The organism is Mucilaginibacter sp. GW821-FHT07H05 (genome assembly GCF_059418485.1).
Window position 1 is genome coordinate 367,577 of record NZ_JBWKPY010000004.1, and the last position, 16,855, is coordinate 384,431.

The following is a 16,855-nucleotide window of genomic DNA, read 5'->3' on the forward strand; positions in this document are numbered from 1 at the left end:
TATATGAAATACAAATACATGATACCGGGCCTGGTTATTTTTCTTTTTGCATGTTCGGGCTTAAAATCTGCCCAGCCTGTAAGCCAGGGGCTTTCGGGGTATATTTACCTGGTACGCGGTAATCAAATGCCATCGCCGGGAAGGCCCATCAGCAAAGGACGCGGCGTTAGCCGGGATATCTACATTTACGAGCCCACTTCGGTGAGCCAAACGCAAGGTACCAGCCCTGTTTTTGATGCTATAAAAACGCGTTTAATTGCCCATACCAAAAGCGATACTACAGGCCGGTACCATATTAATCTGCCGGTGGGGAAATATTCGGTTTTTGTGAAAGACAACGGCAAGTTTTTTGCCGCCGAAAGTAATGGGGAAGCTATATTAAACCCGGTGGAAGTATTTGTTAAAACCTTCACCCAAAAAGATATTATTATTAATAATAAAGCCGCTTATTGATTTTTCTTTTTAGTTAAACTTTCGGGGTAATTAATTCCCATACTGTGGAAAATCAGCTCGTATCCACATCTGTCAAATGTTTTACCTTCAGTTATTTAAGTAAAAAATTAGTCTATTTGAGCCTCTGGCACATAAATTCAGCTTTTTTCATTATTTATTATTAATTTTATGCGCTAAACTATATATGCCGCATAATTATTGCATGGCTTAAATAAATTTCTTTAATTTTGGAAAAACGGTTACTGCGCTATCTTCTTCCCTTTCTGTTTTTTGCCGGATTTTTGGCATCCGCCGAATCTGCCTTCGGACAGGAAACTCAACAAGGATCGCCCACTTATTTTTACAGTAACGTATTTGACGATAACTCGCTTCACAGCTTTACACAACGCGACGCTACCTCCGGGCACGAAAGCATTACCACATCTACAACCTCACCCTTACATGGCAACGGGTCACTCAGGTCTGTAAACCGGGCAACCCCCTATAACAATGCTATTTATTGCCAGGCCTTACCAAACGGCACTAATTTGGATGACGGATCTAACTGGGAATTTGATTTCATTTATCAGTACTCAACTGCAAGTTCAGGATCGGATATTGTGGATTATAGTTCAAGTGGCGTAGCATCCGGTAAAGGTGGCTGGCGTTATTGGTTAGCTACCAATACCACAACCCCATCGGCCAGTTCAAGCAGCCTGGGCCTTTATTTTTTCCAATCGGGTAACACCCTGTACTTTAAATCGAAAGAGAGCAGCAGTTATACAAGGGATGTTTTTTCGTATACGGTTAGCCCTAACACCCCTTACATTATTAAAGTGCTGATTATTTCGGGGAAATACAGGTTATTTATAGATACTTATACCACTTATAGTACAACAAGCACCCAAACCGGCGGAAATGTAAACTTTAACGGTGGATTAAGCACCTACACTTATTCGGTACTGGAAATGGACGAAAGGCGCACCGCTTCAAATTTTCAGTTTGATGATATTAAAGCTTATAAAGAGAATATTTCCTTTTCATCGGATGCTACTGTGAACGGATCGGCTAATGGGATAACCAATGCTGATTTGGCCGAGGGCCAGCAAGGCGTAATTGCCCTGGGCTTTTATTTGTCGGCAAGAGGCATCTATACGCTGACCCAGCTTAAAATTTCTTTAAGCTCGGGTAACTTTTCTACTTACTTTAGTTCAATTAAAATTTATAAATCTGCCGATAATGTTTTTTCTACAACCTCGGATGATTTGATTTTAACTTTAACCCCAACAAGTTCAGGCACACAAACCAATACCATATCCATCCCTACCTACAGCGCTACTTATCCCAGTACCAATGTATATTATTTTGTAGTCCTTGATCTCAACTCAGATTTTAGCAATACTGCAGATGTATCCTATTATCTTCAAAATGCCGCGGTAACGTACGATAACCTTAACGGAGGAAATACATCATTAACAACTACCTATAACGGGCAGACTTTTACCGAGCATATTGCTTACAAATGGCTGGGCAACAGTACCGATTATACCTTAAAAACCAATTGGTACTATGATGCTTACCGGTATAGCTCGGCAAACGGGCCAAATGGTACCCCCCCCTCGGCCCCGCCAAACAATTCGTATTTATTAATACCTAATACGGCTACCAATTCGCCAATAAGTCCGGCCAACACCGATCTGACATTGAACGGGTTAGTTATTGAAAGCAGTAAATCGTTAACCATTAATGATGGTAATCTGACTGTTGCAAACAGCCTTGCGGCCGATGGAACGATAGCCTTTACCGGGACTGCCAGTAAAACATTTACTATTGGTAGCGGCGTTACCACAAAATTGGGAACGCTAAGTATTATTAAGGGCGCTAAGGCTACTACTTTAACTTTAGCCAGTACCAACCCCACGCTTAATTTGTATACAACATTAAACTTGCAAAATGCAACCTTAGCTACTAATAATAAGCTCACGTTAAAATCGTCGGCAACAAGTACGGCATCTGTATCCCGGTTAGATCAAACTTCGACAGGTACTATTGATGCTGCAATTACCGGCAACGTAACTGCCGAACGCTACGTAACAGGCGGCAGCAGTTATAACAGCACCAGGGGGAATTATACCTACCGCAATTACCGCGTCATGTCCTCCCCGGTTTGGAACGCCAATAACGGGTCGGCCAATTATTATAACCTCAATTATATCGCTAACAGCGCCATTGTCACCGGCGCTACCAGCAGCCCGACCATTACCACCTCCGCCGGGAACCCGACGCTGTATTTATACCAGGATGATCATGTAACCGGCAGCTCTTTTACCAACGGTAACTTCAGGGGTATCAATGCTTTGGGGACGGGTACCTCTGTTACCGTTTTAAGCGATGCCACCGCTTATTACCTGTATCCCGGTACCGGTTTCCTGTTTTACTTCCGGGGGGATAAAGTGACCAATACTACCGCTAAAACTACCGCCCCTTATGTCGCCCCCGAAAGCGTGATCTTTTCCAACACCGGTACGTTAAACCAGGGGCCCATCACCGTCAAATACTGGAAAACCCCGGCCATCTCTTTATCCAACAGCACCCTGTCGGCCAATACCAGCACCAACGGCTTAAACCTGGTGGGCAACCCTTATCCTTCGTCCATCAGCTGGACGGCCGTTTATGCCGCCTCGACCGGTGTGAAGGCCACCATTTATGAGTTTGACCCCGTGACCGGGCAGTATGGCTCCTATGTGCAGGGCGCCGGCAGCGGTACCAGTAATGCCTCTAATGTCATCGCCAGCGGGCAGGGCTTTTTTGTCCAGGCTTCCAGCAGTACCAATGCCTTAAACTTTACCGAGGCTTGTAAGATCTCTTCCCAGAACACCGGCAGCAGTTTATTGCTGGGGCTCCCCGTGACCAATACCGAACCCAGCCGCTATTTAAAGCTGAAGCTGGTGAAGGACAGTTTAAACTATGATGATATCATCCTCGGCTTCCGGTCGGCCGCCAAAGCTGATTATGATGAGACTGAGGACGCCACCGACCTGGGCGGCAACGGCGCCCTGGAAAGCTTGTCCAGCCTGTCGCAGGATGGCTTTAACCTGTCGATCAACTATCAGCCCCTGATTAAAAAAACACCGGAGATCCCCCTGCTGGTTGATGCCGTCAGTTCCGGGTCCTATAAATTGTCCTTAACCGATTTGCAGAACATCCCCGCCCTGTACCAGATCTGGTTAAAGGATGCTTATAAAAATGATTCGGTGGAGGTCAGGGCTAATCCTGATTATGCCTTTACTATGGATAAGGGTATTGCCGCCACTTTTGGCAACAAGCGCTTTAAGCTGGTTTTAAAACAGGTTTACAATTACCGTTTATTAAGCTTTACCGGGGCTAAGGCCACCGGCGGCATCCAGCTGAAATGGACCACCCAAAATGAAGAGAACGGTTTAACCTTTACCGTAGAACGCAGCATTGATGGCGGTAAAACTTATGATCCCATCGGCAGCCTGCAGTCCGATGGTTCGGGCAGTTATGGGTTTCTGGATAAGAACCCCGCTACCGGGATCTATAAGTACCGGATCAAGCAGGATGATTATAATCATGAGATCTCTTATTCGGCTATTGTGGATATTACTTATTATATCGCTTCCGCAACAGCGGTTAATATTTATCCTATCCCTACCGACGGGGATATCAGCATCGCGGTGAATATGGTCAGCGGCACGGCCCTGCCTTCTTATACCATCCGTATTGTCAGCACCAGCGGCAGGCTGGTCAGGGAATTTAATTCGGCCCGCCAGGTATGGCAGGGCAGCGTAAGGGATTTAATGCCGGGCGTATACCTGGTCATCGTACTCAATAATAAAACCGGCAAAAGTATCGTCGGACAATCTAAGTTTACAAAAATATAAGGAAATGGTGAGGATGAGAACAAAGCGGTTAGTATTATTGGCGGGCTTATTATTTTTGATGGCGGGGACCGCCTTTGCCCAAATTGATGTGAACCCCTGCGGCGGCGCCGATCCTGATGATGTCTCGTCCGATTGTCCTATCGATTCCTGGGTCGTGCTCCTCCTCATCGCTGCTATGCTTTTAGCATTCAGGCAGTTGAAAAAAGAAAAAAAGCCACTCATCGCAGCATAAAAGCGTTACTATCTTTCACTCCCCGTCTCCCGGGCTTTCATAAATTGTTAATAATTACCCATTTCGTCCTGAAAGGTATTATGTAACAAATATGATTATTTATTACTATTTTTATATGGAAATATATATTTGCAATATATATTCCTGAAAAATAACCTAATTAAGTGAAGAAACGTCTCCAAAACTACATTCTTCCACTACTATTGCTGAGCAGTTTTTTGATTGTTAGTTGCAATTGCTATGGGCAAACCGTAGTTGTTACAAGCGCCAATAATACCGCGGTAAACGGTGTTGCTGCCAGTCCTTTAGTAAGCGGCCAAACCGCTGTGTTATTTGGCTTTACCATTACAGCAACGGGGTCAACCGCAAAGGTGAATGAAATTGTCCTTAATGCATCCCAGGCCTTTGTTGGTAATGCATATCTATACCGGTCAACCGCCGGCGGTGTGTCTTTTACAGGCGCCACCCTGGTGCAAAGCCTGGGTACACTTGGTACTTATATAGATATTACCGGGCTTAACGAAACGCTAAATAATACCAGTTATACTTATTTTATTGTAGGCGACCTTTCGGGCATACCATCTTATATCACATTACCCAGCACCATACAATTTACATTTGTTTCGGCTATCCGCAGTAATCCTTATAATGCTTATAGCGGTACACCCGGTAACTTTACGGGGACTAATTATACCATAAACAACCCTACTTATACCATAACAAGCGCCAACGCCGCCGGTAATGGTATTACTACCGGTAATATAACGGCGTCACAAACAGATGTAGTGCTGTTTGGGTTTGGTATATCTGCAAACGTTACTACAACGGTGAGCGGCTTTAATATCAATTCGTCAAGTACCCAAAGTTATTTGTCCAATTACCTGGGCAATGGCAAGCTTTACCGCTCCACATCAAGTACTTTTTCGGTAGGCACGGCTACCCTGGTAAGCGGGGCCACCATTGCATTCAGTACTTATCAGCATGCGCCGGGGGTAGCCATATCCGGCCTGTCCGAATCCATTACCACAACCCCCGTATATTATTTTTTAGTAGCCGATTTTAATCAAACATCGGGTGTACTCCCGGCTAATCTGCAACTCAGCTTCAGCACGTCACAAACCAATGCCATTGTACAATCGGTGCCTAATGTGGCCAACATAGCCGCACCGTCAAACATCAGCGGCACCACGTTTACTTTTCAAAACCCGGTATATACTTTTACAAGCGCTAATACAAGCGGCAACGGCATTACTTCGGGTACTATCATAGCCTCCCAAACCGGGGTTGTGTTATTTGGATTTGGCCTGTCATCTAATGTAAATACAACGGTAAGCGGGTTTAATTTGAATTCATCAAGCACACAAAGCGCTTTGAATGGTTACCTGGGCAACGGGAAATTGTACCGCTCAACCTCAAGCACGTTTTCCATTGGTACCGCCACACAGGTAACGGCAACTGTTGCATTCAACGGGTCGCACACACCGGGCGTAACCATCTCCGGCCTGTCCGAATCCATCACAAGTACAACGGTCTATTATTTTGTCGTGGCCGATTTTAATCAAACAAGCGGAACATTACCCGCTAACCTCACGCTTAGTTTCAGCACATCGCAAACTAATGCTATTGTACAATCGGCCCCAACCAGTACAAACTTAGCGCCTACATCAAATATTACCGGCACTACATTTACATTTTCCAATCCGATAATAACCTTTACTGCTGCAAATTCATCGGGCAATGGTATCACCCAAGGGTCTTTATATCCCGGCCAAACCGGTATCGTTTTATTTGGGTTTGGGATCACTGTACAAGGTACAGCCACCTATAGCGGATTTAATTTATATAACACTTATAACAGCGGGGCTGCGCAATCGTATTTTAACAACGGGAAAATCTACCGGTCCAGTTCCAGTACGTTTTCTACCGGCACAGCCACACTGATATCGGGCGCTACCGTATCGTTCGGATACGACGCGTCTTCGGGTATAGCCATTTCAGGTTTAAGCGAATCGTTCAGTAATAATGCTTCACCCGTTTATTATTTTATCGTATGCGATTTTAATTCGGGCTATTATGGCTCGTTGCCTGCAACATCGCAATTCAGTTTCTCTACTACCAAAACCAACTCGGTTGTACAAAGCAGTCCCACGGCGTCTAACATTGCCGTAGGCAGCAATATGAATGGCACCACGTTTTCGCTGGCCATATCTACCGCTACAGTAACCGGGGCCAACAGCACATCAACCAACGGCATAACAACGGGCTCTTTATATTACGGAAGAACCGACATTGTACTATACGGATTTAGCATACAAGTGAGCGGATCGCTCAACTTTGTTACTTTTAATATAAAAACATCGGGCAGCGAAAACAGCTATTTTTCAAATGCCAGGATCTACAGGTCTACCGCCAATGTTTTTCCCGGTGGAACGCCCTTATATACCTCATCAAGTGTCAGCGTTAGCGGCGGCGGATATTTTGTGGCCACTGTAAATGAAACCATTACCAATGCAACTTATTACTATTGGTTGGTTGCCGATTATACGGTAGTTACCGGCGGGGCAACCACATTTACCTGCAGTTTTGCAAGCGGACAGGGCCAGCCGGCGTTGATACCTAATCCCTACAATACAAATTATAATACTTATAACGTTACCGGTAACGCGTTTACCATAGTAACTACCGAAAACTGGACCGGAGCGAGCAATTCGAACATCGGAAACGCGGGTAATTATACCTTATTAAATGGCGGCGGTGGCTTTTCCCCTACCAGTACAACAGTTGTCCGGTTTACCGGAACGTATACTAACGCGCCGGTAATCAATTCGGATGCTACCATTGGCGGTATTACCTTTACTTCTGCCAGTTCGCCAACCATTAGTATTAATTCGGGCAAAACTTTAACATTAAATACTGGCCTTAATTTAACAAGCGGGGCCAGCGTAACCGTTTCTGGCGGTACATTAAAGCTAGCCAGCGGGTCTTCATCTTCCATAGCATCAACGGCGGTATTAACTTTGGGGGCCAGCACCATTGTAAATAACCTGGGTACTTTCACCTTAATGTCTGATGCCAGCGGGACGGGTACCATTGCCGCTATCCCCAGCACATCGAGTTTAACAGGCACCTATGTAGCGCAACGTTATGTAACAGGCGGCAGTAGTTATAACAACACCAGGGGGAATTATACCTACCGCAATTACCGCGTCATGTCATCCCCGGTTTGGAATGCCAATAACGGTTCGGCCAATTATTATAACCTCAATTATATCGCTAACAACGCCATTGTCACCGGCGCTACCAGCAGCCCTACCATTACCACCTCCGCCGGGAACCCGACGCTGTATTTATACCAGGATGATCATGTAACCGGCAGCTCTTTTACCAACGGTAACTTCAGGGGTATCAATGCTTTGGGGACGGGTACCTCTGTTACCGTTTTAAGCGATGCCACCGCTTATTACCTGTATCCCGGTACCGGTTTCCTGTTTTACTTCCGGGGGGATAAAGTGACCAATACTACCGCTAAAACTACCGCCCCTTATGTCGCCCCCGAAAGCGTGATCTTTTCCAACACCGGTACGTTAAACCAGGGGCCCATCACCGTCAAATACTGGAAAACCCCGGCCATCTCTTTATCCAACAGCACCCTGTCGGCCAATACCAGCACCAACGGCTTAAACCTGGTGGGCAACCCTTATCCTTCGTCCATCAGCTGGACGGCCGTTTATGCCGCCTCGACCGGTGTGAAGGCCACCATTTATGAGTTTGACCCCGTGACCGGGCAGTATGGCTCCTATGTGCAGGGCGCCGGCAGCGGTACCAGTAATGCCTCTAATGTCATCGCCAGCGGGCAGGGCTTTTTTGTCCAGGCTTCCAGCAGTACCAATGCCTTAAACTTTACCGAGGCTTGTAAGATCTCTTCCCAGAACACCGGCAGCAGTTTATTGCTGGGGCTCCCCGTGACCAATACCGAACCCAGCCGCTATTTAAAGCTGAAGCTGGTGAAGGACAGTTTAAACTATGATGATATCATCCTCGGCTTCCGGTCGGCCGCCAAAGCTGATTATGATGAGACTGAGGACGCCACCGACCTGGGCGGCAACGGCGCCCTGGAAAGCTTGTCCAGCCTGTCGCAGGATGGCTTTAACCTGTCGATCAACTATCAGCCCCTGATTAAAAAAACACCGGAGATCCCCCTGCTGGTTGATGCCGTCAGTTCCGGGTCCTATAAATTGTCCTTAACCGATTTGCAGAACATCCCCGCCCTGTACCAGATCTGGTTAAAGGATGCTTATAAAAATGATTCGGTGGAGGTCAGGGCTAATCCTGATTATGCCTTTACTATGGATAAGGGTATTGCCGCCACTTTTGGCAACAAGCGCTTTAAGCTGGTTTTAAAACAGGTTTACAATTACCGTTTATTAAGCTTTACCGGGGCTAAGGCCACCGGCGGCATCCAGCTGAAATGGACCACCCAAAATGACGAGAACGGTTTAACCTTTACCGTAGAACGCAGCATTGATGGCGGTAAAACTTATGATCCCATCGGCAGCCTGCAGTCCGATGGTTCGGGCAGTTATGGGTTTCTGGATAAGAACCCCGCTACCGGGATCTATAAGTACCGGATCAAGCAGGATGATTATAATCATGAGATCTCTTATTCGGCTATTGTGGATATTACTTATTATATCGCTTCCGCAACAGCGGTTAATATTTATCCTATCCCTACCGACGGGGATATCAGCATCGCGGTGAATATGGTCAGCGGCACGGCCCTGCCTTCTTATACCATCCGTATTGTCAGCACCAGCGGCAGGCTGGTCAGGGAATTTAATTCGGCCCGCCAGGTATGGCAGGGCAGCGTAAGGGATTTAATGCCGGGCGTATACCTGGTCATCGTACTCAATAATAAAACCGGCAAAAGTATCGTCGGACAATCTAAGTTTACAAAAATATAAGGAAATGGTGAGGATGAGAACAAAGCGGTTAGTATTATTGGCGGGCTTATTATTTTTGATGGCGGGGACCGCCTTTGCCCAAATTGATGTGAACCCCTGCGGCGGCGCCGATCCTGATGATGTCTCGTCCGATTGTCCTATCGATTCCTGGGTCGTACTCCTCCTCATCGCTGCTATGCTTTTAGCGCTCAGGCAGTTGAAAAAAGAAAAGTCTCTCGCTACATTGTAACAAGAGACTTTTCTTTTTAGCCGGTTTTATTATCGCCCGGTTTTATTCACCTGTAATTTATTCAGTATCCCATCAACAACTTCAGGCAAATCATTAATAGCACGCTCGGGGTTGCCTACCTCACCTACACCATAACCGCGCCATATTACCTTGTGGCTAACGCGGTCAACCAGGTCAATAATCAGCGTCCCTTCTTTATAAGGCACCTGGTAAACATCATTCCCTACATAAACCGGGTATGCACCCCGCCAACCGTAATAAAACGCGCGCCCGCCGCGATAATACCCATACCTGGGATAAAAACCACCATAGTTATAACTATAAACCGGTTCGTTGTAGGTTTTCACTTTATTATCAACCACAATGGTATAACGCACTAACAAATCTGGCCGGTTAGCTTTTAGCCTTAAACCCTTGCTTTCCAAATCGGCTGTAGCCTGATCTTTGATCTTCTGATCGGCCAGGTCGTTATCATAATACGGGTTTTTGGTATTGTTTAAAGGCGGCAGCCAGGCAAAAGTGCTGTACTTGCTGACACTGCTGCTGCTCCCCACGGAATAATAATTATAGGACGAACAAGCAGCTAAAAGGCAGACCACTAATACGAGCAGGCTGCCAACGATCCATTTTTTCATCTTTTTTCACTCCTCTCTAATTAATATTAGATGCAACAGAAGAGAAAAAGTTTAGTTTTAAGCCTCACCTAAATCCTCTCCAAAGGAGAGGACTTTGAAAACTTCATGTTTTCGCAGGGTCTCTCGGAGAGGACCCTGCGGGGCGGTGGGCTGGGATGGCAACTTTGCATACGTGCGCAGGGTCCTCTCCGAGAGACCCTGCGGGGACTTTTAAGTCGAAAGCCCTCCCCCTCGGGGAGGGTTGGGAGGGGTATTTACGACAAATATTTCCCCACAATAGGCATCCTTCGGCCCATGCCAAATGCCTTGGGCGATACCCGAAGGATGGGCGGGGTTTGATAGCGCTTATGCTCGGCCAGGTTTACCAGGCGTATCACACGGCGCACCACCTGTTCATCATACCCCATTTTAATAATTTCGGTTGATGATAAGCGGTTCTCAACATATTCCTTCAGGATGCTATCCAATATGTCATACTCGGGCAGCGAGTCGCTATCTTTTTGATCGGGCCTTAACTCGGCCGATGGTGGTTTTACAATGGAGTTGATGGGGATGATCTCTTTATGGCGGTTAATATAATGCGCCAGCTGGTAAACCTGTATCTTGTAAACATCGCCCAGTACAGAGATTCCGCCGCACATATCGCCGTATAAGGTACCGTAGCCCACCGCCGCCTCGCTTTTGTTAGATGTATTAAGCAGTATGTATCCAAATTTATTGCACATCGCCATCAGCACCACGGCACGGCTGCGCGACTGGATATTTTCTTCGGCGATATTAAAGGGCAATCCCTGGAACTGCGGATGCAGGGCCGCCTCAAACGAATCGGCAATTTGACGTATCGGCACAATCTCCGATTTGCAACCCAGGTTACGTACCAATACTTCCGCATCGGTAATAGAATGATCGGTTGAGAAACGCGAAGGCAATAATACCGCCATTACATTCTGCGGACCTAAAGCGTCGGCTGCCAGGGCACAAACCACGGCCGAATCTATCCCGCCCGATAACCCTAAAATAGCGCTCTTAAAACCTGATTTGTAAAAGTAATCGCGGATGCCTAAAATCAGCCCATTATAGATCTGTTCGATATCGCTTTGGCGGCTTTGCCTGATGGTGGCCGGCTGCTGCAATTCTATCGTGGCATCGTTTTTCAGGTTATAATAAGTAAGGGCTTCTTCAAAATACGGCAGCTCATCGGCCATATTACCCTGGTTATCAAACACCAGCGATCCGCCGTCAAATATCAGTTCGGTTTGGGCGCCTACATGGTTCACGTAAAACAGGGGCAAATTATAGCGGCGGGCATTATCGCTTAAGATGGCAATACGTTCCTCATCGTGATTATAAGCAAAAGGCGAAGCGGCAATGTTGATCATCACATCAGGCTTTTCCTTAATCAACTGATCCATCGGGCGGGTTACATACAGCGGGTTTTCGATGGTATTCCACAGGTCCTCACAAATGGTAAGCGCTATACGGTGCCCCTTAAAATCGATACATTTAAATGAAGTGGATGGTTCAAAGTAGCGGTACTCATCAAACACATCATAATTGGGCAGCAATGCTTTATTTACCACGGCGGCGATCTTTCCATCAGCAATAAAATAGGCCGAGTTGTTCAGATCTTTACCTTCGATATTATTATTTTCTGACGGGATGCCGATGATACAGGCAATATCGGTACACTCGGCAGCGATTTGCAGCGCACAGGCTTCGCCCAGGGCAATATATTCGTCAAACTCCAGGAAATCGCGCGATGGATAGCCGCAGATACACAGTTCGGCAAACACCACCAGGTCGGCGCCTGCCTCTCTGGCTTTTTTTATGGTATCGATAATTTTGTTCGTGTTCGATTCAAAATTGCCGACATGGTAGTTAAGTTGCGCTAAAGCTATTTTCATTATATATGGTTGATGCTGAACTGTAAATAATACAGTCCAAAAACTATAAATTTGCCGAAAGCATAAATATGACAACGGTTACCTGCAAATCAAAACAAATTTACTTAATTTTTATAACCTGCATCCTGTTATCATCCTGCACGCACAGTAAAAAAGTTGACGTAAGCAATATCCCCGTTGAGGTAAAGATAGAAAGGTTTGATCATGACCTTGACGACATGACCAAAAAACCGATGGCTACCCAGGCTTTGTACCTGCAACGCAAATACGGCAACTTTTACCAGGATTTTATTGAACGCATATTGCCGCTTGGTAGTATCAAAGACTCGGCATATTTTCCTAAGCTGCGCACGGTATTAAACAATAAGGCATATAAAGATGTAAAGCACGAGGTAGATGCTGTTTACCCCAATATGGATAAACAGGAGGCCGAACTGACCGATGCTTTCCGCCGCATTAAGTATTACTTCCCTAAAAAAGAACTGCCAAAAGTTTATGCTTATTTCTCGGGTTTCCAGGTGCAAAAAAGTATCGGCGATGGCTATTTTGCTATAGGGCTGGATATGTTTTTGGGCGCCGATTCAAAATTTTATCCGTCATTAATTAAAGTGTTGCCCCGCTATATTAGCCGCAGGTTTACACCCGATAATATTACGCCGCGTGTAGTTGAAGCCATTGTGCGCGAGGATATGTACCCCGAGCCTGAAAAAGACAAAACCCTGCTGGATAAGATGATCTACAACGGCAAGATCATGTATTTTATGGACCAGGTGCTCCCCGATGTAGCCGATACTACCAAAATTGGCTATACTGCCGCCCAGTTAAAATGGTGCGAGGATTTTAAATCGAATATATGGGGATATTTTCTGGAAGAAAACCTGCTGTATGAAAGTGACGACCAGAAAACACAGAAATTTGTAGGCGAAGCCCCCTTTACCCCCGGCTTAGGCGAACGCAATGAGTCGGCACCTAAACTGGGGATTTGGACCGGCTGGCAAATTGTGCGCGAATATATGAAACGGAACAGCGATGTTACCCTGCCCCAGTTAATGGCCATTGATGACCCGCAGAAGATATTGAACGGATCGAAATACAGGCCGTAGTTGTTCGATTGTTTATTTCGGGACCACGATGTCATTTCGATAGAGCAGGGGTGGGATTGTGTGATGGGGCGAAAGAGAAATCTTCTACGCGCGATAGGTAAATCGTACAAGATTTCTCCTCACCCCAACCTATACCCCCCGCAGGTTCGTTCGAAATGACAAAATATGGTACAAAAAAAGCGTCCCGGTAAACCAGGACGCTTTTATATTTTAATGCTGTAAACAGCCGCTTATTTCATAATACGGAATACGGTACGCAAGGTAAAGATGATAGCGATTACCAGGATCACGTTTGAAATACTGGTGTACATAAACGAATCGCCAAGGAAACGGAAGTACACACCAATTAAACCAACAACGGTAAATAAAGTTAACTGAACGTAATGGGTGGTGTCGTTTGCGTTTTCTGCTGAGTGGCTCATTTTTGTTTGTATTTTGTTTGTGCAAAAATAAAAATGTTTAATTAATAAGTGGCATTTGTTTAAACATTTTATACATCTGTTTTATTAATCGCCAGTTTTTTACGCCGGTACAGGATAATAACGCCCCAAATAACCGCTCCGGCAATAATAAAGGCCCATAAATTCAGCAATCCGATCACCATTTGTGCAAAGAAATTCCAGCCATTGGCTAAGGCCATGCCCAGCCGCGTACTTAGCGCGCTGTTATAGTCAGACAGGTCATCACTGGCAACCACTTCCTTACTTACCGCGTTGTTTTGATATAGTGTTAAAGTTAGTGTGCTGAACCTGGCTGCATCATTAGTGCGCAGGTTACTGATCTTTCGGTCAACCACATCATCCTTCAACATTAGGATACTATCGGCAACATGTTGTGTTAATTTAACTTTACTTCGCAGCTTTACAGATGATTCCCGGTTTTGCACTTTTAGCTTTTGCGACAGGTAATCCAGTGTGCGGTCTTCTATCTCCAGTTTCCGCTGATCAACAAAAATGCTAAGCCGGTTTAACGAGTCCATAAAAAGCTCGGCATATTCGGATGGTACCTTCAGCACCAGGTCGGCTGTAGTGTTATAGACGATCAGCTTCTTAACCGAATCGTTAGGCATAACGATATCGCGCTTATCGGTAATTTTAGTCTGCATATCGTGATGCACAACCATACCGCCGCACTCCTGCGTTAGTTTGGATATTTGTTCGGCAGCCTTTTGTACATCCTTTACCTTGAAGCGCATATCGGCGGTTTTGATGATCTTGGGGCTATCAATAGCTTCCCTTGCCACGCTATCATCAGCAGTTGATGAAGATCCGGAACCTTTGCACGCGGCAAACAATGTGGAGCCGGCCAGCAGCGCCATTAAAATTTTTGTTTTCATGATGTTAGTTTTAAGTGGTTTCTAAATCACCCCTGGTTTATTGCCGGCCGGCTTTTATTTTTGAGGATGTGTTTCTTATTTTTTAATTGATACATCAGAAAAGCGAAATGTAACCCTAAGCAATTGTAAAATGTGTTGTTACAATAGATTAAGGGTAGGAAAGGTGAAAGTTTGGTTGTAACAGAGTCTATCTGATAGTGACTTTTAAGTCATTTTATGTTAACCCCGAAAAGTAATTAAATATCTGATTATTAATTACTTAATAAATTATAAAATTGAATTATGTTAAGTCGTGTTAACCCCCTTTCTGCGCGTCCAGAAGTTCTTTTGCCTCGGAGGAGCTACCTGTTTGTAGTAAGTAACAAGAAAGCGAAAATGCCTCGTAGAGGCTACCCAATATGGAACTATACATCCATCGTAATTAAGGGCAGCACCTACGGAGCTGTGACGTTCCTTCGATGAAATGCTACAAACAGGTAGCCCCTGCCGGGGCATAAAAAGATAGGAGTGAACGTTCAGTCCTTCAGGTGGGGACGAAATATATAAACTATTTACAGGCTTACGGGTTACTCATATATACCAACAACCAATATTATGTCAGGCAAATTAAGTGTAACCGTCACTAAAAATATTAACGCGTCAGTCCCTATGGTATGGCAGGCCTTTACCGATCCGGCCCTGATCAAACAATACCTGTTTGGCACCACCGTAACATCCGACTGGAAACTGGGCAGCGACATTACCTATACCGGCGAATGGGAGGGTAAAGCCTATAAGGATAAGGGCCAGATTATGGATGTGATCCCCTTTAAGCGCCTGCACACCACCTACTGGAGCGGTATGAGCGGCAAACCCGACAAGCCCGAAAACTACGTGAACGTTTACTACGAAGTTGAACCCCATGGCGATGGCTCCAAAGTTACCATTACCCAGGATGGTATTGAGAACGAAGCCGGCGTTGAGCACATGAAAAAGAACTGGGGCATGGTACTGGATGGGATGAAGAAGGTGCTGGAAGGGATGAAATAGGATTGTCATTGCGAGCGATAGCGTGGCAATCTCGTAGTAAGTTTACAGTTGCAAAGCTACGAGATTGCCACGTCGCCCCACCATATATCCTCCGCCGCTCCTCGCAATGACAAAAAATAGGCAAACAAAAAAAGCCCCGCCTTTGCAGACAGGGCTTTGTAATAACTTAGCAAATATTATCCGTTTGATAAAGCTGCCGCGCCGCTCACAATTTCCGTTAACTCGGTAGTGATGGCTGCCTGGCGGGCCTGGTTGTAAGCCAGTTTAAGGGCTTTTAACAAATCGCCCGCGTTTTCGGTTGCTTTGTCCATGGCGGTCATACGGGCGCCGTGTTCAGACGCGTATGAGTCCAGAACGGCTTTATAAACCTGGATCTTGATGTTTTTAGGGATCAGCTGCTCTACAATCTCCTGTTGCGATGGCTCCAGGATGTAATCTATCGTATTAGCAGGTTTAGCATCCTTGTTTGCTGTAGCTATTGTTTTAGGTACAGGCAGTAATTGCTCGGAAGTCAGGATCTGCATGGCCGCGTTACGGAATTGGTTATACACCAGTTCAACACGATCGTACTGGCCTTTTAAAAAGCCATCCATAATGCTTTCGGTAATTTTAGATACGTTGATGAAATTCAGATCAAGGTATACATCGTTATTGTTGCCAATTACATTGTACTTACGACGCTCGTAAAACTCCTGCGATTTTTTACCGATAGCTACGATAGATACATTGCCCGCAGCTAACTGCTTGCTGTATTTTTCAGCTATCAGGTTATTGGCGGTTTTTATCGCGTTAGCGTTAAAAGCGCCGGCCAAACCACGGTTTGATGTTACAACTACTACCAGCACACTCACCGGCTCGCGATCCTGCAAAAACGGCGATGAACCATCTTCTAAACTGGCTGATAAATTACCCAGCAGTTCCTTTAGCTTGGTAGCATAAGGGCGCAAAGCTACGATGGCGTTGGTGGCACGCTTTAACTTAGCAGCCGAAACCATTTTCATAGCCTTGGTGATCTGCTGCGTTGAGCTTACCGACGAGATCCTGTTTCTTACTTCTTTTAAATTAGCCATATTTTAAATGTGCAAATGT

12 protein-coding genes are annotated in these 16,855 nt (G+C 45.6%); 7 read left to right on the top strand and 5 right to left on the bottom strand.

Going from position 1 to position 16,855, the window contains the following annotated elements:
- Nucleotides 1-3: 3 nt before the first annotated feature.
- The 5 genes from AC07M6_RS12765 to AC07M6_RS12785 all read left to right on the top strand — a co-directional run bounded on the left by AC07M6_RS12765 (nucleotide 4) and on the right by AC07M6_RS12785 (nucleotide 9,759).
- Nucleotides 4-453: a hypothetical protein gene (locus tag AC07M6_RS12765; RefSeq protein ID WP_494889938.1), complete on the top strand. Its 450-nt coding sequence runs from the start codon at nucleotides 4-6 to the stop codon at nucleotides 451-453.
- A gap of 227 nt (nucleotides 454-680) precedes the next feature.
- Nucleotides 681-4,337: a DUF8693 domain-containing protein gene (locus AC07M6_RS12770; protein WP_494889939.1), complete on the top strand. Its 3,657-nt coding sequence runs from the start codon at nucleotides 681-683 to the stop codon at nucleotides 4,335-4,337.
- A 4-nt stretch (nucleotides 4,338-4,341) separates the two neighbouring features.
- Nucleotides 4,342-4,569 (top strand): hypothetical protein, encoded by a 228-nt coding sequence (locus AC07M6_RS12775; protein WP_494889941.1) that lies wholly within the window; start codon nucleotides 4,342-4,344, stop codon nucleotides 4,567-4,569.
- 164 nt (nucleotides 4,570-4,733) lie between these two features.
- Complete coding sequence (locus AC07M6_RS12780; RefSeq protein WP_494889943.1) at nucleotides 4,734-9,530, top strand: beta strand repeat-containing protein; 4,797 nt, start codon at nucleotides 4,734-4,736, stop codon at nucleotides 9,528-9,530.
- 4 nt (nucleotides 9,531-9,534) lie between these two features.
- On the top strand, nucleotides 9,535-9,759 hold the full coding sequence (locus AC07M6_RS12785; protein WP_494889945.1) for a hypothetical protein: 225 nt from the start codon (nucleotides 9,535-9,537) through the stop codon (nucleotides 9,757-9,759).
- A gap of 29 nt (nucleotides 9,760-9,788) precedes the next feature.
- Here AC07M6_RS12785 and AC07M6_RS12790 read toward each other — a convergent pair whose 3' ends face one another.
- Both AC07M6_RS12790 and AC07M6_RS12795 read right to left on the bottom strand, forming a co-directional pair.
- Nucleotides 9,789-10,394: a DUF4136 domain-containing protein gene (locus AC07M6_RS12790; protein WP_494889947.1), complete on the bottom strand. Its 606-nt coding sequence runs from the start codon at nucleotides 10,392-10,394 to the stop codon at nucleotides 9,789-9,791.
- Between the two features lie 254 nt (nucleotides 10,395-10,648).
- Nucleotides 10,649-12,298 carry an NAD+ synthase gene (locus AC07M6_RS12795; protein ID WP_494889949.1) on the bottom strand — a complete coding sequence of 550 codons (1,650 nt, stop codon included), beginning with the start codon at nucleotides 12,296-12,298 and terminating at the stop codon, nucleotides 10,649-10,651.
- Nucleotides 12,299-12,366: 68 nt separating this feature from the next.
- On the opposite strand from AC07M6_RS12795, the gene gldB reads away from it, so the two are divergent.
- Nucleotides 12,367-13,401 carry a gliding motility lipoprotein GldB gene (gene gldB / locus AC07M6_RS12800; protein WP_494889951.1) on the top strand — a complete coding sequence of 345 codons (1,035 nt, stop codon included), beginning with the start codon at nucleotides 12,367-12,369 and terminating at the stop codon, nucleotides 13,399-13,401.
- Between the two features lie 230 nt (nucleotides 13,402-13,631).
- Here gldB and AC07M6_RS12805 read toward each other — a convergent pair whose 3' ends face one another.
- The gene (locus AC07M6_RS12805; protein WP_494889953.1) at nucleotides 13,632-13,823 is read right to left on the bottom strand and encodes a hypothetical protein; all 192 of its coding nucleotides are present in this window, start codon (nucleotides 13,821-13,823) and stop codon (nucleotides 13,632-13,634) included.
- 68 nt (nucleotides 13,824-13,891) lie between these two features.
- Nucleotides 13,892-14,737 carry a DUF4349 domain-containing protein gene (locus AC07M6_RS12810; protein ID WP_494889955.1) on the bottom strand — a complete coding sequence of 282 codons (846 nt, stop codon included), beginning with the start codon at nucleotides 14,735-14,737 and terminating at the stop codon, nucleotides 13,892-13,894.
- A 594-nt stretch (nucleotides 14,738-15,331) separates the two neighbouring features.
- Here AC07M6_RS12810 and AC07M6_RS12815 point away from each other — a divergent pair.
- The gene (locus tag AC07M6_RS12815) at nucleotides 15,332-15,766 is read left to right on the top strand and encodes an SRPBCC family protein (RefSeq protein ID WP_494889956.1); all 435 of its coding nucleotides are present in this window, start codon (nucleotides 15,332-15,334) and stop codon (nucleotides 15,764-15,766) included.
- Nucleotides 15,767-15,942: 176 nt separating this feature from the next.
- Here AC07M6_RS12815 and atpG read toward each other — a convergent pair whose 3' ends face one another.
- Complete coding sequence (gene atpG, locus AC07M6_RS12820) at nucleotides 15,943-16,836, bottom strand: ATP synthase F1 subunit gamma (protein ID WP_494889957.1); 894 nt, start codon at nucleotides 16,834-16,836, stop codon at nucleotides 15,943-15,945.
- Between the last annotated feature and the right edge of the window lie 19 nt (nucleotides 16,837-16,855).